Annotated in this window: 23 protein-coding genes; 15 read left to right on the top strand and 8 right to left on the bottom strand. The window is 50.1% G+C overall.

Annotation, left to right across the window (positions count from 1 at the left end; all coding sequences use genetic code 11):
* Positions 1 to 56 precede the first annotated feature (56 nt).
* From H7A02_01010 to H7A02_00985, 6 genes are all read left to right on the top strand, one after another.
* Positions 57 to 314 (top strand): AlpA family phage regulatory protein, encoded by a 258-nt coding sequence (locus H7A02_01010; GenBank protein MCP5170835.1) that lies wholly within the window; start codon positions 57 to 59, stop codon positions 312 to 314.
* A 10-nt stretch (positions 315 to 324) separates the two neighbouring features.
* Positions 325 to 633 carry a helix-turn-helix domain-containing protein gene (locus H7A02_01005; GenBank protein ID MCP5170834.1) on the top strand — a complete coding sequence of 103 codons (309 nt, stop codon included), beginning with the start codon at positions 325 to 327 and terminating at the stop codon, positions 631 to 633.
* Positions 630 to 800 carry a hypothetical protein gene (locus H7A02_01000; protein MCP5170833.1) on the top strand — a complete coding sequence of 57 codons (171 nt, stop codon included), beginning with the start codon at positions 630 to 632 and terminating at the stop codon, positions 798 to 800. The genes H7A02_01005 and H7A02_01000 overlap by 4 nt, the downstream gene beginning before the upstream one ends.
* A gap of 1 nt (position 801) precedes the next feature.
* On the top strand, positions 802 to 1,335 hold the full coding sequence (locus tag H7A02_00995) for a hypothetical protein (protein ID MCP5170832.1): 534 nt from the start codon (positions 802 to 804) through the stop codon (positions 1,333 to 1,335).
* 115 nt (positions 1,336 to 1,450) lie between these two features.
* Positions 1,451 to 1,855 carry an energy transducer TonB gene (locus H7A02_00990; GenBank protein MCP5170831.1) on the top strand — a complete coding sequence of 135 codons (405 nt, stop codon included), beginning with the start codon at positions 1,451 to 1,453 and terminating at the stop codon, positions 1,853 to 1,855.
* 95 nt (positions 1,856 to 1,950) lie between these two features.
* Positions 1,951 to 2,553 carry a hypothetical protein gene (locus H7A02_00985; GenBank protein ID MCP5170830.1) on the top strand — a complete coding sequence of 201 codons (603 nt, stop codon included), beginning with the start codon at positions 1,951 to 1,953 and terminating at the stop codon, positions 2,551 to 2,553.
* Positions 2,554 to 2,572: 19 nt separating this feature from the next.
* Here H7A02_00985 and H7A02_00980 read toward each other — a convergent pair whose 3' ends face one another.
* Positions 2,573 to 3,241 (bottom strand): DUF3800 domain-containing protein, encoded by a 669-nt coding sequence (locus H7A02_00980; GenBank protein ID MCP5170829.1) that lies wholly within the window; start codon positions 3,239 to 3,241, stop codon positions 2,573 to 2,575.
* A gap of 381 nt (positions 3,242 to 3,622) precedes the next feature.
* Positions 3,623 to 4,231 carry a histidine phosphatase family protein gene (locus H7A02_00975; protein ID MCP5170828.1) on the bottom strand — a complete coding sequence of 203 codons (609 nt, stop codon included), beginning with the start codon at positions 4,229 to 4,231 and terminating at the stop codon, positions 3,623 to 3,625.
* 238 nt (positions 4,232 to 4,469) lie between these two features.
* Between H7A02_00975 and H7A02_00970 the strand changes: the two genes are divergently transcribed.
* From H7A02_00970 to H7A02_00945, 6 genes are all read left to right on the top strand, one after another.
* Positions 4,470 to 5,603, top strand: coding sequence for an LbtU family siderophore porin (locus tag H7A02_00970; protein ID MCP5170827.1), 1,134 nt, complete (start codon positions 4,470 to 4,472; stop codon positions 5,601 to 5,603).
* A 51-nt stretch (positions 5,604 to 5,654) separates the two neighbouring features.
* Positions 5,655 to 6,908, top strand: coding sequence for a peptidase (locus H7A02_00965; protein ID MCP5170826.1), 1,254 nt, complete (start codon positions 5,655 to 5,657; stop codon positions 6,906 to 6,908).
* 184 nt (positions 6,909 to 7,092) lie between these two features.
* On the top strand, positions 7,093 to 8,493 hold the full coding sequence (locus tag H7A02_00960; protein MCP5170825.1) for a c-type cytochrome: 1,401 nt from the start codon (positions 7,093 to 7,095) through the stop codon (positions 8,491 to 8,493).
* An 80-nt stretch (positions 8,494 to 8,573) separates the two neighbouring features.
* A complete protein-coding gene (locus H7A02_00955; protein ID MCP5170824.1) occupies positions 8,574 to 9,680 on the top strand; it encodes an imelysin family protein in 1,107 nt (368 codons plus the stop codon).
* Complete coding sequence (locus H7A02_00950) at positions 9,670 to 10,788, top strand: DUF1513 domain-containing protein (protein MCP5170823.1); 1,119 nt, start codon at positions 9,670 to 9,672, stop codon at positions 10,786 to 10,788. Before H7A02_00955 ends, H7A02_00950 begins: the two co-directional genes overlap by 11 nt.
* A gap of 84 nt (positions 10,789 to 10,872) precedes the next feature.
* Positions 10,873 to 12,264 (top strand): multicopper oxidase family protein, encoded by a 1,392-nt coding sequence (locus H7A02_00945; GenBank protein MCP5170822.1) that lies wholly within the window; start codon positions 10,873 to 10,875, stop codon positions 12,262 to 12,264.
* A gap of 29 nt (positions 12,265 to 12,293) precedes the next feature.
* Here H7A02_00945 and H7A02_00940 read toward each other — a convergent pair whose 3' ends face one another.
* Positions 12,294 to 13,406, bottom strand: coding sequence for an HlyC/CorC family transporter (locus tag H7A02_00940; GenBank protein MCP5170821.1), 1,113 nt, complete (start codon positions 13,404 to 13,406; stop codon positions 12,294 to 12,296).
* 172 nt (positions 13,407 to 13,578) lie between these two features.
* Between H7A02_00940 and H7A02_00935 the strand changes: the two genes are divergently transcribed.
* Positions 13,579 to 14,826, top strand: a complete 1,248-nt coding sequence (locus H7A02_00935; GenBank protein ID MCP5170820.1) for a cation:proton antiporter — start codon at positions 13,579 to 13,581, stop codon at positions 14,824 to 14,826.
* A gap of 36 nt (positions 14,827 to 14,862) precedes the next feature.
* Here H7A02_00935 and H7A02_00930 read toward each other — a convergent pair whose 3' ends face one another.
* Positions 14,863 to 16,725 (bottom strand): DEAD/DEAH box helicase, encoded by a 1,863-nt coding sequence (locus tag H7A02_00930; protein ID MCP5170819.1) that lies wholly within the window; start codon positions 16,723 to 16,725, stop codon positions 14,863 to 14,865.
* Positions 16,726 to 16,905: 180 nt separating this feature from the next.
* Here H7A02_00930 and H7A02_00925 point away from each other — a divergent pair, with 180 nt between their 5' ends.
* Positions 16,906 to 17,355 carry a YaiI/YqxD family protein gene (locus H7A02_00925; protein MCP5170818.1) on the top strand — a complete coding sequence of 150 codons (450 nt, stop codon included), beginning with the start codon at positions 16,906 to 16,908 and terminating at the stop codon, positions 17,353 to 17,355.
* Between the two features lie 13 nt (positions 17,356 to 17,368).
* On the opposite strand, the gene H7A02_00920 is transcribed toward H7A02_00925, so the two are convergent.
* The 3 genes from H7A02_00920 to H7A02_00910 form a co-directional block, all read right to left on the bottom strand.
* Positions 17,369 to 19,822, bottom strand: a complete 2,454-nt coding sequence (locus H7A02_00920) for an EAL domain-containing protein (GenBank protein MCP5170817.1) — start codon at positions 19,820 to 19,822, stop codon at positions 17,369 to 17,371.
* Between the two features lie 17 nt (positions 19,823 to 19,839).
* Positions 19,840 to 20,388 (bottom strand): YfiR family protein, encoded by a 549-nt coding sequence (locus H7A02_00915; GenBank protein ID MCP5170816.1) that lies wholly within the window; start codon positions 20,386 to 20,388, stop codon positions 19,840 to 19,842.
* A gap of 92 nt (positions 20,389 to 20,480) precedes the next feature.
* Positions 20,481 to 22,601, bottom strand: a complete 2,121-nt coding sequence (locus H7A02_00910) for a TonB-dependent receptor (GenBank protein MCP5170815.1) — start codon at positions 22,599 to 22,601, stop codon at positions 20,481 to 20,483.
* Between the two features lie 111 nt (positions 22,602 to 22,712).
* Here H7A02_00910 and H7A02_00905 point away from each other — a divergent pair, with 111 nt between their 5' ends.
* Positions 22,713 to 24,068, top strand: a complete 1,356-nt coding sequence (locus tag H7A02_00905; protein MCP5170814.1) for a sodium-dependent transporter — start codon at positions 22,713 to 22,715, stop codon at positions 24,066 to 24,068.
* Positions 24,069 to 24,078: 10 nt separating this feature from the next.
* Here the strand turns inward: H7A02_00905 and H7A02_00900 are convergent, their stop codons facing one another.
* Positions 24,079 to 24,639, bottom strand: a complete 561-nt coding sequence (locus H7A02_00900; protein MCP5170813.1) for an HNH endonuclease — start codon at positions 24,637 to 24,639, stop codon at positions 24,079 to 24,081.
* Positions 24,640 to 24,968 lie beyond the last annotated feature (329 nt).

Genomic DNA, 24,968 nt, shown 5'->3' with positions numbered 1-24,968 from the left:
GAAAATATGCCAATAATGAATAGGCATGACATTAACCGTATGGAGGTAAATAAGTCATGCCTACAAACATTCACACTCCCAAACCGCCCAATACAGCCACACCACCAGATCGCCTGCTCAGGTGGTCAGATGTTCAACCAATCGTAGGAATCTGCCGATCTCATGCTCACCAACTAGCGGCTAAGGGGTTGTTCCCTCAACCGCGCAAGCTAGTACCAGGGGGCAGAGCTTCCGCCTGGGTCGAAAGTGAGATCATGGAATGGGTAGAACAGCGTATAAGTTTGTATAACGCTGACAGCCCGGAATCTGCATAAGGGGTGAGACATGAACAGCAAAAAGGCCACCCCAAAGAGCAGCCCCAAATCACTAAAGAAACTGCATGATAATTCCAGTAAAGGCCAGTGTCTAAGACTCGAAAAAGCCTTAAGAGACAACCCCGACGGCCTGACAACCATAGAGCTGGTTGAGCAGTACGACATCTTGCGCCCAAGCGCCCGTATCAGCGAATTACGCTGGGATAAAGGGCTAAACATTAAGACGATCACAACTACTGCTGAAACCGCACAAGGCTACATTCACAGAAACGCGCGTTACGTGCTTTTCCCCGGAAAGTGGCAGGAGGAAGCAGCATGAGTGACCGATACCTAGTGCAAGTTGAGGAGTCTCAGATCACCCCTGTCATTGTAGTTGCTGACAACCCACAGGAGGCCGAGGAACGTGCTTTAAGGGGCGAAGGCAACCCCAGCGACCCGTGGAGAGAAGAACCGCGTATCAAGCGTGTAACACGCCTGGAGCGGTGATATGGGAAAGCGTCCTAATGCCAAGGGGCGTGTCGATGCTCCTGGCGGCTTCGCTGGCATTCCTCGCGTGGTGATGAAACACCCTGATTACCAGAGCTTATCAGGTGGCGCTGTGAAGCTACTACTCGAATTGTCCAGTCAATTCAAAGGCAAGAACAACGGTGATCTGACAACTGCCCATTCTGTTGTTGGCAACAGGGGGTGTGGGGCTAAAGACACGGTAAAAGCCAACACTCAGAAGCTGATTGATGCGGGAATGATTATTCAGACCAGAGAAGGCCGATTCACAAACCCTGGAGGAAGATGCGCCTTGTACGCACTCACTTGGTTAGCCATTGATGAATGCCCAGGTAAGGACTTGTCTGTTTCGCCAACGAGCACACCGCCAAGAAAATTCAGTTTGAAAATTAACAAAAACCCATGCCCAGAAACCAGGCACGGTTCGTCCCAGAAACTAGGACGACAGAATCAAAGAGATGCCAAAGGAAGGTACTCATCGCCCCAGAAACTAGGACGATTGAGGGTAGTCACTTAGCCCAGAAACTAGGCTCCTTTATATATATACCATATGGATGTTATTAATTTAGACTGATTACAGGTGATGATAAGATGCGTTGGCGCGAAATTGACGAGATTTTTAAGGAAGAAATATGAAAAACATCATTGGAATATCCGTAGCTATCTTATTAACACTTTTGGCCTTTGGGTGTGCGCCAACCAAACAACAGTATCAAACTGGCACCTGGTACGATCACTCAAAGCTCCCACCCGGTACTGATACCACTTATTACCCTATTTATGTTCCCAATCCACTTTACCCTGCAAATGCGGTAGCTGAAAAAGTTGATGGTTATGCGGTTGTCGAAGTAACTGTTTCCATACAAGGAGAAGTTACTAGCGCGAAGTTGCTGGAAGAACACCCCAAAGGATGGGGGTTTGGTCGAGTATCTTTGTCTGCCGCACCCAAACTCAGGTATAACCCCCGAATAGTAGATGGGAAAGCGGTAGAAATGCACGGGGTCTTGTACAAGTTTACGTACAGAATTCAGCCGTAATGAGCCAGAAGTATGTCAATCCAGCCAACAATTTTCTGGAAGTTAATATACAAGATTAAAAGTGTAATTCACCTAATGATTTAGGAGAAAAAAGAATGGGTGGCCCAGGTAGCGGCACATGGTATCGGTGGGACAAAGAAACAACTATTGAAGAGATTAGAAGAATAGATATTCGCTATCTGAGAAAACAACGCTGGTTGAGCACTTCTGAAAAACACTATCTGACTGGCTCGCTATCCTGGACTTCCGGAGGCGAACCAAGTGGCTCTATCAATTTCGCCAGTTACCATGACCGGTTAGAGCTTAGTTTCAAATACATGGAGGGTGGTGGTGAGTGGCAACCTGTAAAACAAACGATATGGCTTGATCACACACCCTGCCACTATGGCGGCTCACGCAAGTGGCTACTCTGCCCTAGATGCAACAGGAGGGTTGGTGTACTGTGTGGTGCTGACAAACTGTTCCTTTGTCGTCATTGCTACCAGATACCCTACCGCTCACAAAATGAAGGTTATCTCGACAGGCTGATTAGCAAGAAACACAAACTTGGTAATAAAATATTTGAGGATTACGATGGCGACGGTTGGTTAAAGAAAAAGGGAATGCACTGGAAAACATTTGAGCCGCTACAAAAGAAATACTGGGAGATTGAAACCCAGATAGATCAAGCAATATGTAGGCGGTATATAGCTTTGTAAAAACAAGGAACCACTATGTCTAATCAAAATATAGCTTTTTATGCCTGATCTTCCCTGAAGTGTTTTTCCAGGCTTTGCTATTACCGTCTTCGAAATGAGCCTGAACTAACCCTGCGAGCATATCTGCCACTTGGATGCTGTAACATTTACTGCTGTCCTGCGGAGCAACAACCAACTTGGCTTTAGATTTCTTATCAAACCATAATTTTGTCTGCAAATAGTCCCCCATACTGTTACCACTCTTTACCTTAATCGACCTTGGATCAGGGATAAGGTGTATAGTTTCGTAGTCTTTCCAGTTATGTAATTCTGAAAGACCTAGCATGTAGTTATAGAGCTTGTTTGCGTCGTCTCTGATATGCGCCATGACATTGGGCTTGTAACATGTAATTGCAGAGTACTTAATTTCAGGATATTTTTCTGTTAGCTTTACAGCTTCCGTTGCAAAATATTCCCTCTCCATACCAGACATCTCTGCCCACTTTTTTTCCTTGGAGGTGTCCCAAGAAAATCGCTGATAAAGGGATCTAACAAATCTCGGAAGGTGTTTTTTTGTTTCAGCCGTATATTCGACACATGCAAGTGTCAAGCATCTACTAGAACCGCCTTTGCGATAAGGCTGATCAAAAGACCAACCAAGGTCTCCGCTCTCATCAAGCGCAATAATAATTTTATTTGGCAGATCCATTAGCCTTTTACTTTATTCTAGGCAAAAAAAAGTGTGGCCCCTAGAGCCGACGCTCTTACAGAGCGTTTACGATACTTTTGTAGCTTTGGACTTGCTACTCTGGCGTCGCGGTTATCTAGGATTTACCCACACCGCAGAAATTATCAGTGAAGGCAGCTGAATACACAACCATATTCCGACAAATGGCATTTGTATATAAGCAATCCTCAGGGGGTATTTATGGGGGTATTTATAAAAACATATATCACTATTACATTTAATATCAAATAGATAGATAATCAATTAAAGAGACCCCACCCCAAATAAAACCCCCAACGGATAACCGTTGGGGTTTTTTATTATCTATCTGTTTAACGCCTCTTTTTCGTCGCCTTAACAAGATTAATCTTCAAGGTGTGTTGTCTGGTTAAAGCTGATTAATGACTTGGTGTTCAGGCAAAGTTCGGAAAAAGCCGTGTTGTTTTTGGTGTATTGCACCCAACGCCGGGTATCGGCTTCAACATAATGTGCGATAGCAATAGCAATTGTAATGCCATGCGCAACAAAGAGAATATTCTGTTCTTCATGTCTGCATACAATGTCTTCAATTGCACTCACAATACGTCGCTTAACTATATTCTGGGACTCACCACCCGGCGCGGTAAAGTCGGGCTCTGAGGCCAGTCTGTCCAGAATACTGGGTTTAGCACTTAAAGACTCAAAGGTTCTTCCCTCCCAATCACCAAGACCAAATTCCATTAGCCTCGGCTCAAGATTTACCTCAAGATTGAATGGCTTGGCGATCGATTCGGCGGTTAATCGGGCTCGTTGCAAGGGACTGGCATAAATCACATCCGGTTTCATGTAGTGGTGAAAATGATTACCCAGCTTTCTGGCCTGTTGCAGACCGGACGGGGTCAATTCTGTATCGGTATGACCATGCCACACACGATCAATATTGGCGTAAGTTTCTCCATGCCGGACAAAGCCGATTCTGCCTTTGTGTTTCATTGCACTGCTCTACTCGATTTTCAAACCACCAAAGGTAAGCCTCCATCATACATCCATCAATATGTTGACACACCCTGTTTTGCAGGTGATAGATACCCACGAGGATGCTTGATGAAGGTTCGGCAAGCATGCCAGACATCAGCAAATCATCAATAAATGCTATTGATAACTATTATCATTAAATATAGAATGCACGCCTGATTCAACCAATAACTATTCTCTGAGAAGGAAATCAATCGTGCTTAAAACCAACAGACAGGCGTTCGCCGCGATCATCATCGCAACGTTAGGCGCCGCACCCGCTTTTGCTGACAATGCCGAAATCGAGGCGCTGAAAAAACAAACCCAAATGCTGATCAAACAGCAGGAAATTTTACTCAAACGCATTCAAGAACTGGAAAAGCCAAAACCGGCAGTTCAGACTGGCAACAGCCTGCAACAGGTTGTCAGAAGCAGCACCAGGCTGAAAGATGCTATCGTGCTGTCGGGGGTTGTTGAGGTGGAAGCCGGTTATAGTGACCACGACACGGACGGTTCTTCAAGTGATCTGGTGGTAGCCACGGTAGAACTTGGCCTGGAAGCACAGTTAACTGACAACATCAGTGCCAGTATTGTCGCCCTCTATGAAGAAGACGATACCGATCTGGAGATTGATGTGGCTACGATCACTTTGGATGATCTGGCAGGCACCGGCATCGCTCTGACATTGGGCCAGGACTACCTCCCTTTCGGTGCCTTTGACACCAACCTGGTCAATGACACACTGGTTCTGGAAGCCGCTGAAACTCGCGAAACTGCAGCGCTATTAAGCTGGGAAGCTGCGGGCTTTAGTGCATCAGTCTTCGTTTTCAACGGCGATGCCGACGGCGGCAGTGACACGTTGGAAAACTTTGGCGCCTCAATCGGCTGGGGCAACGATAACATTAACCTCGCTGCCGACTACACCAGCAATCTGTTTGACAGCGATGGCTTTGGCGGGTTTATCGAGGACAACGCCGCAAACGGCTTTGACGATATTGACGAAGCCGAAGGCGCTTATATCGTGCGGGCAGCACTCAACCTTGAGAGCTTCAGTTTTCTGGCGGAGTACTTGGGCGCAGAAGAATCCACTATTCCAACGACTACCTGGATTAACCGTGAACTGGAAGTTCTTCACACCGAAATGGCTGTTGCACTCGGCGACTGGACCCTGGCCCTCGCCTACCAGGAAACGGATGACGCAGAGGACTTTTTACCGGAAGAGCGAATTTCTTTTGGCGTCACCACAGCCATTACTGACAACATAGGTATCGGTATCGAATACTGGAAAGATGAAGACTATGATGGCCTCGATAGCGACAATCTGGTGGTCCAGTTGAACACCGCTTTCTGACTGAACATATTGAACATGAATAAGGTTTAACAACCGAACTAGGAGCTCGTCATGCTTAAAACCCTTAAAACCACCGGTGTCGCCCTTTCTACGACATTCCTGATCACGGCACTCCCCGTTCAGGCGACAGAAGAAACCGCCGTTGCAGAAAGCTATGCCAACATCGCTCACGCAGTTTTCGAAGACTCGCTGATCACCGGCAAAGCCCTGCAAACTACACTCGACGCTTTCATAGCCAAACCCTCTGAAAAAACCCTGGCCGAAGCAAAAACAGCCTGGAAAGCAGCCCGGGTTCCCTATCAGCAAAGCGAGGTATTCCGTTTTGGCAATACTGTCGTTGACGACTGGGAAGGCCAGCTCAATGCCTGGCCCCTGGACGAAGGCCTGATTGATTACGTTGACAACAGCTATGCCTCTGAAATGGGCAATATCGGCGCAACCATTAATATTATTGCCAATGCCACTATTTCACTGGGCGACAATACAATCGATGCCAGCAGCATTACTCCCGAACTGCTGGCCAGTCTCAATGAACTGGGTGGCAGTGAAGCCAATGTTGCCACGGGTTACCACGCTATCGAGTTTCTGTTGTGGGGTCAGGATCTCAACGGTACCAAAGCCGGTGCAGGTTCACGTTCCTATACTGATTATGTGCAAGGCAAAGGCTGTACCAACGGCAATTGCGACCGCCGGGCGGCTTATCTGAAAGCGGCAGCCGAACTGCTGGTCAGTGATCTTGCCGACATGGAAGCACAGTGGCAGCCAGGCGGTGAATATCGCAAGCAACTACTGGCTAAAGACACCAAAGAGATTCTTACTATTGCCCTGTACGGTATGGGCAGCCTGTCATTGGGTGAGCTGGCCGGTGAGCGGATGAAAGTGGCTCTGGAGGCCAATTCGCCAGAGGATGAGCACGACTGTTTTAGCGACAACACGCATTACTCTCACTATTACGATGCACTGGGTGTTCGCAATATTTACGCGGGTGAATACAAACGTGTGGATGGTTCCGTAGTCAAAGGCCCATCGATCGGTAATCTGGTCGCGAAAAAAGATGCCAGACTACACAAGTCCATGCAGGCAGCTTTCCAGAAAACTGACAAGAAAATGATGGCGTTGGTTAACAGTGCCGAAAGTGGCGAAGCGGCATTTGATCAAATGATTGCCGAACACAATACGAAGGGCCACAAGATTGTATCCGAAGCCATCGCTGCACTGGTTGCACAAACCCAGCTGATTGAGAAAGTGGCTTTGACACTGGGTATTGAAAATCTAAACCCGGATACCGCTGATCACGAATTCTGATGACGACAGCCGCTTCCATTTGTTGGGAAAGCGAAAGCCACCGAAGAAGGCGCCCGGAAACGGGGGCCTTCTTCGTCTAGAAGTACCAGATCCGGATGACAACGACACCGTGGAACATTTCCTGCCAGCACTGAACAGGGTAAAACTTTACCTGCACCTGAAGCTGCGTTTTTCCACGCAGCTCATGCAGCAATTGGCAACACTCGTTCTTTTGTCAGCCACCATTTCGGCCACTGCAAATTCTGGCCAGGCACCAATGAATCACATTAACAGCGGTGGTGACACCACGATTCACAGCAGCAATCGACAGGCTTTTTCTCAACCCGCCAGCAATATGCCGCTCATGAAAAAAATGGACTTTCACGTTGGCAACAGCTTCTTTCGCAACCCGTGGGTTGCAGCACCAGCCTCAACTACCGCGCGAGACGGCTTAGGGCCACTGTTCAATACCAACGGTTGCCAGAACTGCCATATTCGAGACGGTCGCGGTCATGCTCCCGGTAAAAATGACCTGAATGCAGTTTCAATGCTGGTAAGGTTGAGCATTCCGGCGACCACGGAAAAAATGGAGCAACAGTTAATCACCGATGGGGCTATTGCCGAACCGGTTTACGGTGGCCAGTTACAGGACTTCGCCATTCCCGGTGTGAGACCGGAAGGTCAGATAGACATTCATTATTCCACCATCATCAAAGCATTCAGCGATGGTGAAACTATCGAATTACGCAAACCGACGGTAAAGCTGCATCAACTGAATTATGGTGAACTTCATGCGAATGTCATGACCTCGGCACGAATCGCACCGGCAATGATTGGTCTGGGTCTGCTGCAAGCCGTGGACGAACAAACACTGCTCGCTCTGGCGGACGAACAGGATGCCAATGGCGATGGTATTTCCGGTCGCATCAACAGGGTCTGGGATATCGAACAGCAAAAAACGGTAGTCGGCCGTTTCGGATGGAAAGCAGGCCAACCTTCGCTCAAACAACAAAATGCAGCAGCTTTTAGCGGTGACATGGGCCTGACGACCTCCCTGTTCCCGACTCAAAACTGCACTGCCACACAACAAACGATTTGCTCTGCTGTTCCAAACGGCGGACAGCCCGAAGTTTCAGATAATATTCTCGATCATGTCACCTTTTACAGCCACAATCTGGCCGTTCCAGCGAGAAGAAACCATAGCGACCCCGACGTTAAGCTTGGCGAAAAGCTGTTTGCCAACGCTGGCTGTCATAATTGCCACATTGACCAGATGACTACCGGAGAATCGCAATTCGCTTGGCTAAGCGGGCAAAAAATAGCGCCTTACACAGACCTTCTGTTACACGATATGGGCGAAGGGCTTGCTGATAACCGTCCGGAATTTATGGCTACCGGACGCGAGTGGCGCACTGCGCCACTCTGGGGGATTGGCTTGACCAAAACGGTTGCCGGTGAAATGAATTTCCTCCATGATGGCCGCGCCCGCAACCTGATGGAAGCCGTTTTGTGGCATGGGGGCGAAGCCGAGGCTGCCACTGATGCGGTACTGAACATGAACTCGCAAGAGCGTCACGCGCTGATACAATTTCTGCAATCGCTCTAGGGTGCCTCTATGGTCGGCTTTTAACGATATAATTTTGAAGTTACCGGTTTCAAAAGCGCACTTTCTCTAAAGGTAAATTGATGAAATCACTACCCATATGGCTACTCTGCCTGTTATTACTGGTTGTTTCCTGCAAAACGCAACCCACCCCTGAACAGCAACTGCTGACCGACACTACGCGGCACGTTATTTTGCCAGCACTGCAACGGTTCAGTGACAGCACCCAGGCGCTCGTCACCAGCAGCGAACAGTTCTGTGAACAACAGGGACAAAAAACCGCGCAAGACCTTGCGCAATTACAGGACAACTGGCGCAAATCCATGAATGCGTGGCAGGCTGCCAAGATCATTCCATTTGGGCCCATCAGCATCGATAACCAAAGCTGGAAAATTCAGTTCTGGCCGGACAAACACAATCTGGTCCGCCGCAAGCTACAAGCATTACTCGATGGAGAGGATGCCCTGGATGTAGAGCGCATAGCAAAGGCCAGTGTTCTGACACAGGGGTTAACAGCGCTGGAATACCTGCTGTTTGACGAACAGGGCGGCCATCCCGATCAATACCAGAGCACCCCGAAAGGCCAGCGACAGTGCCAACTGCTGATTGCAGTCAGCCAGCACACGCACAAGGTGGCTGCCGGTTTGAATGAGGCCTGGCAACCGGAACAGGGCAACTATGCAGCCATTCTCACGAAACCCGGTGAACAGAACCCGACATTCACGGATAGTAACAGCGCTATTGCTGCACTGGTTGACGCACTGGTGGCCACCACCGAAGCCGCAAAAGGAGGGCAGCTGGCTCAACCGCTGGGTTATAAAAGTAAAGGTGACCGGCCCCGCCCCTATATGAGTGAGGCCTGGCGCAGCCGCTATTCTACCCAGGCTGTCGCGGCCAATTTACAGGCCGCAAAATTGCTGTATAGCGGCGGCACTGGTTACGGCATGGACGACTACCTGAGAAGCCGTAACCAGAAAGTGCTGGCCGAAAAAATCAACGCACAATTTGATACCGTATTAACAACCGTTTCGCAGGCTCCTGCTATCTTCGACGCTGTTACCGACAAACAGCAACGCCAAGTCATTGAACAGATTTATCAGGACCTGAAGATCTTGGTGGGCACACTGAAAAATGAATTACCTCCTGCCATGGGAGTACAACTGGGGTTCAATTCCAACGATGGAGATTAGTCGCCGCCATTTTTTGTCACTGGCTGCAGCGAGCGCTGCGAATTTATACTTTTCTCCACTGAATGTTGCCTATGGCGCGTCAGAACATACCCTTGCCACTCCGTTGCTGCTCTCTGCCTGTGATGACAAAGAAGATCAGCACTGGATAAGCGGTTGGCATATTGACGGTACAGAAAAATTCAAGCTGTCCATTCCACAGCGCGCCCATGCCGTCAGTTTTTGTCCTGCCAGGCCATTGGCGATCTTTTTTTCCCGTCGTCCCGGCAGAGAAATGTACAGTGTTTCACTGGCAACCGGTCAACTGCTGAAAACCGTACAAAGCCCGGAGGGTTATCACTTTTACGGGCACGGGGTGTTCTCAAGAGACGGCAGCCTGTTGTTCACAACCGAAAACAACTACCAACAGAATCGTGGCATTATTGGCGTATATGATGCGACCAACCTGCAGCGACTGGGAGAATTCAACAGTGGTGGCATTGGCCCTCACCAGCTGGAGTTGATGAGTGACGGCAAAACACTGGTGGCCGCCAATGGCGGTATTCAGACTCACCCCGATAAGGGCCGTGAGAAATTGAATATCAGCACCATGCAATCCTCACTCTGTTATCTTGACACTCACAGCGGGAAGATGATCGACAATTTTTTGCCGGAAGACCCTCAAATGAGCATTCGTCACCTGGCGGTTTCCTCCAGCGATCAGGTTATTGCGGGCGTACAGTACCAGGGTGAAAAAAGCGCCCTGCTACCGCTGGTGTTAAGCCACCGGGGTGAAACATCCCTGCAACCGATGCAGGCTGATGAGCTGGTCTGGCTGGGGCAAAACCAATACATCGCCAGTGTCGCGATTGATGATGCCGGTAAAACGGCGATCACCACCTCGCCGCGGGGGCACTCCATATTGATCTGGAACATGGAAAATAATCAGCATCAGGGCACCATTCCGTTTAGCGACGTAGCAGGGGCAGTGTATAGCAGACAAGGGAATCAGTTTATTGTCAGCAATGGCTCGGGGCAGATAATCTCGATTCATGCGGAAACCCGGAAAACGAGCAGCCTGTTTACCCATTCAGCGTTGCGCTGGGATAACCACCTCACTTTATGGGGGTAGCTATTTGTGGAAGTGGCTATTCGTGCAGATCACTGCACATGTGGGCAACTATTTATTCGGTCAACAACGAGACTCCATTAACCTATGATTTTGAATCGACGCGACTTTATCCGACACTCTCTTTCCGCCCTGGCGCTGGCCAGTTTACCCCGTATCACCCTGGCACAGGACACTGATGGAAAATACGATTACGTACTGATCGCCGAGGAAGCACCTTTTGAGATCCTTCCCGGAACAACGACCCCCGGCATGTCATTCAACGGCGGCTTCCCCGCCCCGGTATTGCGCGCCAGACAGGGTAAGCGTATCCGTATCAACTTTATCAACCGGCTCAAGGAACCCACCACCATTCACTGGCACGGTATTCGTATCGACATCGCCATGGATGGCGTACCTTTTTTAACCCAACCACCCATTAAGCCCGGCGAAAACTTTGTCTACGATTTTATTTGTCCCGACGCCGGCACCTTCTGGTATCACCCTCATGTGAACAGCCTGGAACAACTCAGCCGCGGCCTTGTGGGAACCTTGATTGTAGAAGAGGAATCACCCCTGCCTTTTGATGCCGACATTATCCTGCAACTGAAAGACTGGCACATGAACAAGGATGGCAGCTTCAAGCCCTTTTCGTCGCCGAGACAGGCAGCCAGAATGGGCACCCTGGGCAACGTCAAAACAGTGAACGGTGAAACGACAAAAGGAACGATTTCACCTGTTGTGGAAATTCCGGCAGGGGGCGCAATTCGTGCTCGCCTTGTCAATCTTGATAATACCCGGGTATACAACATCACGCTTAAAGATTACCCGTGCCAGGTACTGGCCCACGATGGCAACGCCATTGCCGAGCCCTACCCCCTGGACGTTCGGCCCACCGGGGCAGGCATGCGGCTGGACCTCGGTCTCATTGCACCTGAACAGGCAGGTGAAGAGGTGATTATTTATGACCGCAAGGGCAAGTTTAACTTTGAAATCTGTCGGCTGCGTACGGTTGAGTCCGGTCTGCCAAAAAGAACTGAAATACCTGCTTTGCCATTAAACCCCATTGCCAGCCCCGACCTTGAGAATGCAGAAACCCGCCACTTTGTATTTGAGTGGGAGGGTGCCCTCTCCCCCAGTAACGCCGACGGTGAAGTGAACCACCGTTTCTGGATGATCAACAAGCGGGCCTGGGAAGGTGCTGGTCCTCAGCGCATACCGGAACCACTGGCCGAGCTTGAACTGGGAAAAAGTTACATTTTCGAGCTTCACAACGCCACACCTCACGCACATCCGATCCATTTGCACGGTTACAGCTTTACTGTTCTCGACTCCAGCAAAAGGGAAATCATCCCCTACCACACAGATACTATTCTACTGGCAAAGAACGAGCGCGCCCGGATTGCCTTTGTAGCCGATAACCCCGGTCGCTGGATGTATCATTGCCACGTAATTGAGCATATGAAAACCGGGTTAATGGGTTATATTACGGTAGGCTAATACCACCGATTCCTCACTATGAACCTGCACTACTGTGCGGGTTTGTTTTTATCTGCTTCAGTATTCGTATCAGCAGGTTCATCAACCGCCAGAATCCCCATTTCCCGAGCCCGTCGCTCCCAGCTTTTACGCGCCTGGGCCTGCATATCTTCCTGGCGATCAAGTTCATCAACAATTTCCAGCCCGAGCATTGTTTCAATCACATCCTCAAGCGTAACAATCCCGGACATACCACCAAACTCATCGACCACCAGCGCAATGTGCTCACGCTTTTCAATAAAACGATTAAACAGGTCGATGATGGGAAATGCCTCGATGACAACCAGAATATCGCGCCTGACCATCTGTAGCTGACGATTGCCATTACCATCGGCAATTTGCTTGAGAATATCATCCTTACGAACATAACCTGTGATGGCTTCCTGGTTATCGCCATCGTAAACAGGGATACGGGTAAACCGCAGTTGCGGGTACTGTTGGTGGAATGCTTCCAGTGTCATGTCGGCTGGCGCTGTCCGGGTTACGACCCTAGGCGTCATCACATCCTTAACCCTGATGGTATTAAAACGCAGTAAATTGCGGATTATTTCAGTTGCCCCTCTTTCAAGCACCCCCTCCCGTGCACCTATTTCCGCCATGACCATAAACTCAGATCGGGAGAACATGCCGCCTGATCTGTCCTTGCGCAGTTTTCTGGTCATCAACTCTGTCATGGCAATAAACGGCGACAGTATCACCACCAGTATAGCCAGCGAATTAACCGTAAAGGGAGCCAGCTCTTTCCAGTAGTTAGCCCCCAGCGTTTTGGGAACAATTTCCGAAAGGATCAGAATCACCAGTGTCATTGCCGCGGGAACAGCCACACCTGTCATCAGTGGATTGCTGTCCGCCCAAATTACCGATGCCTGTTCCCCAACACCAATGGCTCCAACCGTATGAGCAATCGTATTCAATGTCAGGATCGCGGCCAGCGGCCTGTCTACATTGGTCTTGAATGCCGCCAGTTTGCGACCAATATGGCTGTGGCGTTTTTGCTGAAGCTGGACGTAGGCTGGGGTAATACTCAACAGGGCGGACTCCCACAGCGAGCAGAGAAAAGAAAATAATACCGCCACCAGTACAAAAATCATCAGGGTTGAAATCATATCGCCCCTCCAGGTAATGAGTTGATTCCCAGATGTCCTGCAATGTTCATAGAACACGCCTGATTTATCGCCACTAATCAACCCCTCTGCAAGATCTGTTTGCTGATTCAAATCACCTCGCCACCAGTAAAATCAAGGTAGACTGGTAGCGGTAAATGGAGACTTCATCATGCACGATTTGACACTGCTGGTCATTATCTGGCTTGGGGTTTTTGCTGCGTCCTATGCCGCACACCACACCCGACTCACCCCCGTACTCTGGTATCTTTTTTTTGGCGCCGCAATGGTTAACGTTGGCTGGCTACCGGAACACATGCCCATATTTATCGAAGACTTTTCCGAGCTGGGCATTATCCTGATTATGTTTGCACTAGGCTTTGAAGAGAATACAGATAATTTTCTCAGCAGTATCAAACGCAGTTGGGGCATTGCGTTTTTCGGTGCACTTGCCCCCTTTGGCATCGCCTATTTCACCACATTTTACTTCTGGGGAGACACCAATACATCACTGCTCTGTGGCTTGGCGATGACGGCCACAGCGGTGTCGCTCACCATGGTATCCCTGAAAACAGAGGGCCTTAGCAAAACGCCCGCCGCCACCGGGATTATGACATCGGCAGTGCTCGACGATATTGCTTCCCTCGCACTTGTCGCCATTCTGGTGCCAATGGCAACCGGTGAAGCTACTGTATCCATTGCCGGAACCGGTTTAATTATGGGCAAAGCGATACTGTTCTTTTTACTGATTACATTAATCGGTGGCTGGCTGTTCCCGACCAGCGAAGGCTGGGTTGGCAAAATCCCGTTTATCGGCCCTTTCAATTTGCGCGACGTTCTGGCTATGGCAAGGGGGGAATACACCGTACTGGCGCTACTCGTGGTGGCCGTTGCGGTAGGTATTCTTGCTCATGAGTTTGGTTTTCATCCGGCTATTGGCGCCTACATGGCAGGACTGGTGATCAAGCGTGAGTATTTTGATTTCCACACTCACCGCGAAATTGATTTTTATGAGCAAGCCAAGCAGATTATCGACAACGTGGCCTTTTCCTGGATAGGACCGGTATTCTTTGTCACCCTCGGTACCAAGCTGATTTTTGACGGCCAGATATTACTGGGCATTCTGCCATTTGCCTTACTGCTGTTTGTCGGCCTCTTTGCAGGGCAGATTCTGTCTGCGGCTCTGGCTGCAAAATTTACCGGCCATTTCAGCTGGCCAGATAGCTGGATGATCGGCTTCGGCATGCTGGGCCGAGCGGAACTGGCATTCGTGGTCATGGACATTGCTTACGTTGAACACCAGATCATGTCTACCGAAGCCTTCTACACCCTGATGCTGGCGGCTTTTCTGCTGAATGTTTCCGTGCCACTAACCATCCGCTGGTGGAAACACCACTTCAGGGTGATTACCACAGGTTAGGGACAGCAACACTTTGTCTTCTCAATTTAAAGCAGACTAATCTCTTTTGTCAGACTTGGAGAATTTTTTACCCTTGTCCGGCTTTTGAGTGTTTTTTTGCCTGGTTTTTCTCGGCTCCGATCTGGCTTTAGATTTGAATTCTGGTTTAGAGCCCCTGACTGTGTCGCTCATCGGCGTAATATTCAGCTTCTGCTGACAAACCCAGGTGTTCTTCAGAACCTTGAGAATTTCTTTTGGCATGCCATCAGGCAAATCCACTGTACTAAAGTCATCGTAAATTTCGATGTGCCCGATATAACGACTTTCCAGCCCCGCTTCATTGGCAATGGCGCCAACAAGGTTGCCCGGCTTAACTTCGTGCTGATAGCCGACATCAACCCGATAACGGCACATGTCCACTTCCGGGAAGTCTTTCAGCGGCTTTGCTTCTGTGCTCACACCGGAGAAATCCTTGTGCTGGGTGCGAGATTTGTCGTGGCGATCCTGACGCGGCCTCTCGTCAAGATCTGACGAACGTTTTCTGGGTCGATCCCGGGGATCATCAACCGGTTTCGAACTCTTTTGCTCGGGAATATCCTTCAATTGCAGCGACTGGCTGCCCTGAGCAAGAAATGCAAGTGCAGAAGCAATGGTCTCTGCAGTCACTTCATTGTCCTTCTGGAAATCGGCAATCAACTGCTGGAAAAACACCAAATCTTCATTGTTGATGGTGTCACTGATACGCTGTTTGAATTTCGCTACCCGCGTTTCATATATATCACGGCTGCTTGGCAGGCGCATTCTTTCGATGGACTGTTTGGTCGCTCGCTCAATGGCACGCAGCAGACGTTGCTCACGCTGGTTGACAAACAAAATGGCCTCGCCGGAGCGTCCGGCCCGCCCGGTCCGACCAATGCGATGAACATAGGCCTCCGTATCGGTGGGAATATCATAGTTGATAACATGACTGATACGCTCAACATCAAGTCCTCGGGCGGCCACATCTGTCGCCACCAGAATATCCAGTTTGCCTGCCTTGAGTTGGGCAACGATCTGCTCCCGGCGGGCCTGGGGTACATCACCATTAAGTGCTTCGGCGGCATAACCACGCGCACTGAGCTTGTCCGCCAGCTCAGTGGTGGCAATCTTGGTTCTGACGAAAGTGATAATGCCATCAAACGTTTCAGACTCCAGAATACGGGTCATGGCATCCAGCTTCTGGGCATTGTTATTAACTTGCAAATAACGCTGTTTGATGGTGGTTGCCGTTGACGTTTTTGAGGCAATTTTGATTTCTTTCGGCTCTTTAAGGTACTTCTGTGCAACTTTCCGAATTTCTTTTGGCATAGTTGCGGAAAACAGAGCAATCTGGCAATCATCCGGTGTATGACCCAGTACCCACTCCACATCGTCGATGAACCCCATGCGCAGCATCTCATCAGCTTCATCCAGAACCAGGGCTTTGAGCTGATCCAGCTTCAGCGTGCCACGCCGCATATGGTCCATGACACGACCAGGCGTACCCACCACCACCTGAACACCGCGTTTCAGCTGACGTAACTGGGTGCTGTAACTTGAACCACCGTAAATCGGCAACACATGAAAATTATTCAGGTACTTGGCATAACTCTGGCAGGCTTCGGCTACCTGAATCGCCAGCTCCCGGGTAGGCGCCAGCACCAGAATTTGCGTCACTGCGCTGCCCACATTCACACGACCCAGCAAAGGCAGAGCAAAGGCAGCGGTCTTTCCCGTTCCGGTTTGAGCCTGCCCGACCAGGTCATGCCCTTCCATCAACAATGGAATACATTCCGCCTGAATCGGTGAAGGGGTTTCATAGCCAAGCTGTTGTAGTGCTTTCAGCAATGGAGCTGCTAATCCGAGCGATTGAAACGCCGGGAGTTTTTCGTCTGTAGACATGATAGTGATAACCTGGGGTTCGAATTGCGAAACATTCGCAAAGTGGTAGGACCAAACGGGCGCGTATTATACGGCAATTGATCAATCAATGTTCACTTTCTTTATTTAGCGCGATTAGGGCTTTGGCAAACACCCTGCGGGGCTTTACCATAGATGGCTGTGAATGAACGAGCCGGAACCATGACAATCTGGGTTGATGCCGACGCCTGCCCCGGGGCTATCAGGGAAATTTTGTTCAAGGCCGCCGTGCGGACAGAAACACCGCTGATACTGGTTGCCAATCACGCCTTGACCGTGCCGCGCAGCCCTCTCATAAAGATGAACCAGGTGGCACCCGGTTTCGATGTTGCCGACAATTATATTGTGCAACACGCAGCTTCAGGTGATCTGGTCATCACTTCCGATATTCCACTGGCTGCCGAGCTGATTGAAAAAGAGGTCCGCGTGATCACTGCCAGAGGAGAGGTTTATACAACACAGAATATTCGTCAGCGGCTGAATATGCGTGACTTCATGGAAACCATGCGATCATCCGGCGAGGTGAGTGGCGGCCCTTCAGCACTGGGGCAGAAAGACAAACAGAATTTTGCCAACGCCCTTGATCAGTATCTGGCCAGAGTCCGCAGTTAACCAAAAGCCGACATCATGGAGCTGAAAGTTCCAGCTCTCTGGGCAAACCATAAATATACCCCTGCGCAAAATCGGCACCCAGTTCCGTCAGCTTTTCAACGGTTTCCCGGTTCTCGACAAATTCGGCAATGGTTTTGATTCCCATGACTCTGGCGATATCAATGATCGATTTCACAAAGATCAAATCGACGTCATCCTTGAGGATATCTTTCACGAACATACCGTCAATCTTGATGCAATCCACCGGCAGGTTCTTGAGATAACCGAAAGAGGAAATGCCGCTGCCAAAATCATCCAGAGCAAACCGGCAGCCGGACTGCTGCAAGCGACGCATGGCACTGGAAACCCGAACCAGATCCTTGATCAGTACGGTTTCGGTAATCTCGAAATTGAGTTTGCCAGGAGGCAGGTCAAGCTTGCGGATAGTGGTTTCAAGAAACGCCAGAAAGTGGTCATCGCCCAAACTTTGTCCCGACAAGTTCACCCAGTAACTGCGCGTATCCTCAATCACCCTCTCCTGTTTCAGATACTCTACAAGTTTTGTAAAAACCCAGCGATCAACCTTGGTACACAAGCCATAACGCTCTGCGGCAGGCAGGAACGCGGAAGGCGGGATAAAAGAATTGTCATCCGTGTTGCGAAGCCGTAACAATACCTCAATCCGCTCTGGCCGCTCCGGTTCCTGGAGTGGGACAACCCGTTGGGTAAACAAAACAAACTGTTCGCGCTCAAGTGCTTCATGTAGACGCTGGGCCCAACGCATCTCTCCCTGCCGATGAATAACGCCTACATCGCCATGTTCCACGGTATACACCCGATTGCGACCGGCATTTTTCGCCGCGAAACAGGCAACATCCACTTTCTGAAGCAGTTGGGAAATATCTCTATCGTCATCCAGAATGGGGGCCACACCAATGCTGGCGCCAATTCTGAAGGGGATACCACCCCACTTGAATTCCAGCTCTTCAATAGCAGAACGGATTTTTTCCATTACGTTCTGGGCCTGATGCACATCGCAGTTGTAGAGCAAAATGGCAAACTCATCGCCGCCCAGTCGGGCTACCACATCATCCGAGTGAACCTTGTCCAGCAAGATGCCCGACACCCGCTTTAACAGCTCGTCACCCGCCGCATGGCCACAGGCATCATTGACCGATTTAAAGCGATCCAGATCCAGCATGCAGAGTGTATGCTCACCCTCCTGCCCAGCAGAAAGGCCATCCATCAAGGACTCCAGAGACTGCCTTAAAAATCGCCGGTTTGGTAACCCGGTGAGAACATCATGATCCGCCTGATAGCGCAGTTTTTCGGAAAACTCCCTAGCCTCGGTAATATCCTGCATTTGCAAAATGGCATAGCGAAAACAGTGATCATCATCGACAATGGCCGCCATACTGACAATGGCGGCAAAAAATTCCCCCCCTTTCAGCTTGCACTCCACTTCAAATTCACAACTGTCCTGCCGGTTCTGGCGAAGGGCGTCGAAGTGTTGACGCAAATCATCACTACTACTTGAAATGCAGAGATTTTCCAGCTGAACGTCCTCATCAAGGCCCGCACCGGTGAGCTCATTAAAGAGCTGATTTCGCAGAAAAATATGTCCCTCTGCGTCAACCAGGGCCATCCCAATTGGCGCTTTAAAAAATGCCTGCTTAAACCGCAACTCGCTTTCCCTGCGTGACCGCTCGGATTTTTGCCTGGCCTCCACCTGCCGCAACAACTGATCATTGCGTTCCTGCAATTGGTGCGTGCGTTCGGTAACAAGTGCTTCGAGCTCTTTGTCACGGCGCTCAATAATATCAAGCATGGCATTAAAATCATCGGTCAGCATGCCTAGCTCATCATCGTAATAACGCTCTCCCCTCAAGGCATAGTTCTTGGTTTGCATCACTTTTCGGGCAACGCTGGAAAGTGCCCTGAGCGGGCGGGTCACAAAGACCTGAATCCGGCTGGCAAGCCACCCGCCCAGTATCAGCGCAGCTGCCGTTGACAGTAACAGCGAGCTGAATGTACGCCAGAACGCCTTGTGCAGCTCCCGGTCATGAACCGTAATAGTGAGTGATGCGACAGAGCGCCCGTTATCAAGAATGGGAAACTTAAAGTGGCGAAGATGCTGGTGATCAAACAGTCCCGACAAAAATACTTGCGCTTCCGGCTCGTCATCACCGTCGAACGTAATCGCCGCCAGGGTTTTCTTTGGTGTCACTATTTTTGCCGACACAATCGCTGAATCGCTGCTCAGTGCAGACAGTATGCTGTAGGTCGATTCGACATCTTCAAACAGCACTGCTGCCGATACATTACTCACCACCAGCATGGCCTGACTTTCAATACGTTGTTCGAAATAGGCTTTATTCTTCCAGAAGCTGTCCACGATCCAATAGGCGCCAACACAGAAGACAACGACCAGTACACTTATGGCATTCACCACGAGCAGCTTGGATTTTATGCTGAGTTGCCCAATCATGATCGAGATCCGTTCCCCTAATTTAATTCCCGAGCTAACCGAAGTAGTTTTGAGCTTATTTGAAAGCTGGCTTTATCCAGCACTGCTTCATTAACAGCAAAACGTAATTTGAGGTCGCGTGAAAAAAACTGCACTGCCCCCTTCCCGAACCCTCCGGCAATGTCTGTAACCACTAACAATCCGGGGTGAGCAGAGGCAAGCAGCCCCGGAGTTGCCCGATTCGCCGCTTCATCCCAGAATAGTAAATCGCAATCATTCAGTTGCGCCGGATCCAGCAGCACTTCCGCTACGCGACCATTGCCCACTGAACGCTGCCGAATCGAACCCTCGAATTTTGCAATCGGGGAAAGACTGTTGAAACATAACCACACCTTGCCCGTTTCAACCGGTTCGGACCAGCTGACAAACTTCACTAGATGAACCAGATAGGCGGCCTTAAGCTCCTTCTCGATATTGGTATCAGCCTCAGCACAGAAGCAGGATAAAAACAGACAAGGCACAAAAATGCGTCGTAGCACACAAAAACGAGTAACCACCAAAGACCATAATCGCGGCAGGTTTTTCACGGACAGAGGCCCTTTAAAGACATCATGTATTCCCCTCTCTCACGACACACTCACCTCTCATTACCTCCTGCAAGGCTACCGAGCCTAAAGACCTAAAGTATCCAGTCATATTCTAACCGCACAAAAAACTCGCGGCCGGGCACCGGACCACCTATACCGGTTAACGTTTCCTGAGGTCGCTTATTGCCCAGATTCTTGGCATGCACGCTCAGTGTCAGGGGCCTTTTGCCGCCACTGACAACAAAAGGCAGTCGATACTGAACACCAAAATTCAAGTAGGCGTAACCGTCAAAGGTGTTTTTCCGTGCATTGCCGTTCTCCAGCAGAGCCCAAAAAGCCGGTACTTGATACTTGTCGCGCCAGCTCACTTCCAGAGTCGTTGAAATAGCAGGCGAGGGATTCCAGGTCATGCCAAGGTTAATTTTGTGCCGGGAAGAATAAGTAAACTCAAGGGGGTAGCCCGCACTATCGGTGCCACCACCAACCTCCTGATTATGCTGGTAGGCCCAGTTAACAAAAGCAGACAAGTCCCTGCTGTGTACTACGTTAAACGCCAGTTCAACCCCCCTGACTCTGGCATCATTGGGATGATTTTCAAACCCCAGCACAGACGGCCTCTGGGCTGATGGGTAAGCAATCACAATGGGATCCTCCACATCATTTTGGAAAAAATCCAGTCTGCCTTGCAGGTGTTTGGTAAAATCGTAAGCCACACCAAATTCAAAACTTTCAATATATTCCGGTTGAAGATCATCGCCGGGAGAAAACACGGCGAGCGGCGTTGCCGTACCAGCCACTTCTGTCGAGAGAAACCAGGAGGCCTGGTAAAGCTCGGTAAAGGACGGGTAACGCGCAGCCCTGTTCCAGCCAGCTCTGAGTGTCAGTTTTCTGGTTGGCCTGGCAACAATGGCAACCCGGGGGAACAGCTCACTGCCAAAGAGCATCGGGGATGTTTTGCTGTCGTATCGAACGCCAGCAACAATATTGAGTTTATTGTCCAGAAGATGGATATTGTCCTGAAAAAATAGCGCGTGCTTGTTATAGGAGACGATGTCACCCCCCTGATCAAATCCTTTTCCGTGCATCATATTGAGGCTGCCTGCACCCTCAAATTCATGCGAATGATCACCGGCCGAGAGCCGACGAATCTCGGCTCCAATCAGAAAATCGTGATTTTTTACACGATGAACACCTAACTGTGCAGTGCCGAAAGCCTGGTAGCCGTGATCCGCGCTCTTGGTAAAATTAGAGCTCTGCTGCGGGCCATGGCAGGCAGCACAATGACTGCCATCCCGGTCTGAATAGGAAGCCTTGGTCTCGAAGCTCCAGCTCTTGTCAGTTGCTTGATGAGCAAATGCCGCACTGAAAATATTGACTTGCTGATCGATATCTTCTGCCGTGCGGGCAACACCCGGTCCAACCACAACATCCCGATAACCATCGAAACTGTCATCGCGACGGTAATAGCTCGCCTGCCAGCCCTGGTATTTTGCCTTCACAAACAGATCATAAGCGTCGGCATTGGCATCGGCTTCATCTGACCATATTTCAGAGGGCAACTGCCCGGCGCTCTTGCGTACTGATGCAAAAATTGATGCCTCTTCATTCAGCTTCGCACCATGGGTAACGTTGTAGGTTCGCGTATTGCGATCACCAATATAGGCCGAAGCCCGTGTCTGCTGAAATTCGTCACCAGAGAGTGTCACAATATTGATCACACCATTAAGGGCATTCTCACCATAAAGAGCAGACCCTGGCCCCCTGACCACCTCCAGATGTTTCACATTTTCAATATTGAAAAAATCAAACCCCGGATGCTGAGGGAAACCACCCTTGTTCCAGGAGTTATAGGGGACACCATCGATCATCAGCAAAACCTTGCTGGTAAAAGGGTTGGAACCGAAGCTGCGAATATCGATAGTCTGGACCATCGGATTCCAACGCACATTGACGCCGGGGACCAGACGAAGTAAATCAGGGATGGTACGTGCCGTAGAGCGCCGGATCTGATCATAGGTAATCAGCGTGATCGAACCCGGAGCAGCCGAGAGTGGCTGTTTTGTTTTCGTTGGGGTCACTACCGGGTAATGGGCAAGCTCTTCCAGATCGAGTTCCAGAAGCTCATCCAGAGTTGCAGCCTCTGCGAAAGAGACAACATCACACCACAGTAGTACCGCAAGGGCCATTACCGACCCAAACCGCGATACCTTCATCCTATTTTGCCTGTCTATAGTATTTTTATTGGTATTATGGCCGGATGATACGCAGATCAAAGATACAGAACAACTTTCAGCTGTTATACGCTCCCCCGATGAGAGAACACGATGACTTCTGCCCGCGGACAATTTTCAACCCGTAGCGGGTTTATTCTCGCCGCTGCCGGTTCGGCAGTAGGACTGGGCAATATATGGGGCTTTCCTACCAGAGCCGCAGAAAATGGTGGTGGCGCCTTTGTGCTCACCTATTTTGTACTGGCCTTTTGTCTGGCCTACCCGGCTCTGATGGCTGAACTGATCATCGGCCGACACGCAAAAGCCAACATGGTTATCGCACTGGACTGTATCTCCCCATCCCGACGCAGTAAATGTGTTGCTCGCCTGACCGGAATCTGGGGTATTACCACCGCTTCTTTAATCCTCAGCTTTTACAGTATTGTTGCCGGCTGGATGATCGCATTTATGCTATCCCCGGCCCTGCAGGTAGCGGGGCTTCAGGCACCAGCCACCTGGTTAACCGCGTTTGGAGACAGCCGCAACCTTCTCTTTAGCGGTATTTTCATGTTGTTAACATCGAGTGTGATTGGCGCAGGGGTAGAAAAGGGGATTGAAAAGTGGTCCGGTCGATTAATGCCTGCCCTGCTATTACTGCTGGTATTACTCATTTTCTATGTGTTGTTTCAGGATGGCGCTATTGAGGGTCTGAAAGTTTACCTGGTACCCGACTTTAACAAAATCACCGAACCCTCACTGCTTATAGGCGCTCTGGGGCAGGCCTTCTTCTCTCTGTCACTGGGTGTTGGCACCATGCTGATTTATGGCTCTTACCTCAGAAAAGAAGAAAATCTGCCTGCAATGGGCGCGCTGGTCACGCTAATCGATACATCCATAGCATTTCTGGCCGGTTTGCTTATTCTGCCTGCCATGTTTGTTGCCCAACAGCAAGGCGTAACGATTTATGACCACACCGGGGCTCTGATTGCTGGACCTGACCTGATTTTCCAGGTGTTACCTGCATTGTTCAGCGACATGGGCAACACGGGCGTGTTTGTCGCCGTTATTTTTTTCTGTCTGATGAGCATTGCTGCACTCACCTCTTCTATATCTATGCTGGAAGTACCTGTCGCATACGCCATCGAATCCCGCAACATGCAGCGCAAACCTGCTACCTGGATCATTGGCGGCATCATTTTTCTAATGAGCTCTCTGATCGCCGTAAACTTCGATACTCTGTTTAGCCTCACAGTCAAAGTGACAACAGAATACAGTCAACCTTTGCTCGGTTTGATGCTGTGTATTTTTGCTGCCTGGGTATGGCACCGGGATCATGTTCTTGAAGAAATCCGCAACGGCCATCCGGAAGTCGAACACAGCCTGTTCTGGAAGGTGTGGCCAGCCTATGTGCGTTACTGCTGCCCGGTACTGATCGCGGCAACTTTTGCACAAGCACTTTTTGGCGCTTGAGGGTTCTATCTTAAAGCCAGCGGGAGTTCTTCGAAAACTGGCTGCGCAGAAACTCCATCTGATCACCGAGAATCCGCCGCGAATTAGTCAATGCCAAATACTCAGCATTATTAGGGCGGTAGGGCAATGCCACCAGCTCCATCCCGGATTCCTCAAGCAACCAGTCTGCTTTGTGCTGATTGCAGCGTCGGCAGGCCGTCACCACATTTTCCCAACGGTCCTCCCCTCCGCGGGATACAGGCACAATATGATCGCGAGTCAGTTCCGACGAGGGGAAAGGCTGTGCACAGTACAGACAAAGATTCCCATCCCGGGCAAACAATGCCGGATTATTTAAGGGGTAATGACTCCTAGGCCTGGCCAGATGCGCGCCAGAACAGGCAACAATACTGGGCAGCGACATTTGCGAACGGCTCCCGGTAAGGCGGGAGTGTCCGCCCTGTACCTCTTTAACCACATCGCCCAATGACCAGGCAACCAGTTCGCGCGCATAGAGACACACCGCTTCCTGCCAGTCAATCCACTCGATGGGTTGTCCCGCCATATTGAGTCTCAGGATTCTGGGTTGCATGCACACGCTCCTGTCAGCCCGACCATTCCAGTGATCTTGTTCAGGCAACAAAAAGGCAAAACCCCTGCCAACCAACCGTTCGCAGGCGCTTTAAACATTTTGGTATCTTCCGCAGAGGACGAGAGAGGAAGGCCTTTTCGGTCAACGATAGGCCGCCGGATACCGATCAACCGGGATCGTGTTAATTCCAACCCAATGGCGTGATTGCTACAGTTGAAGGCCGCTCCCCCCGGATAGCATGAGATCTCATCATAACTCTGGGTGTATTGCTGTCAATATCAGAAATATGACAAGCATTTTGGAAAATGTATTTCTCAAAAAATAAAGCT

This window comes from Pseudomonadales bacterium (assembly GCA_024234435.1).
Taxonomy (GTDB): Bacteria; Pseudomonadota; Gammaproteobacteria; order Pseudomonadales; family Porticoccaceae; genus JACKOF01.
The sequence above is the reverse complement of the archived record's forward strand: the minus strand, read 5'-3'. Positions and strand labels throughout refer to the sequence as shown.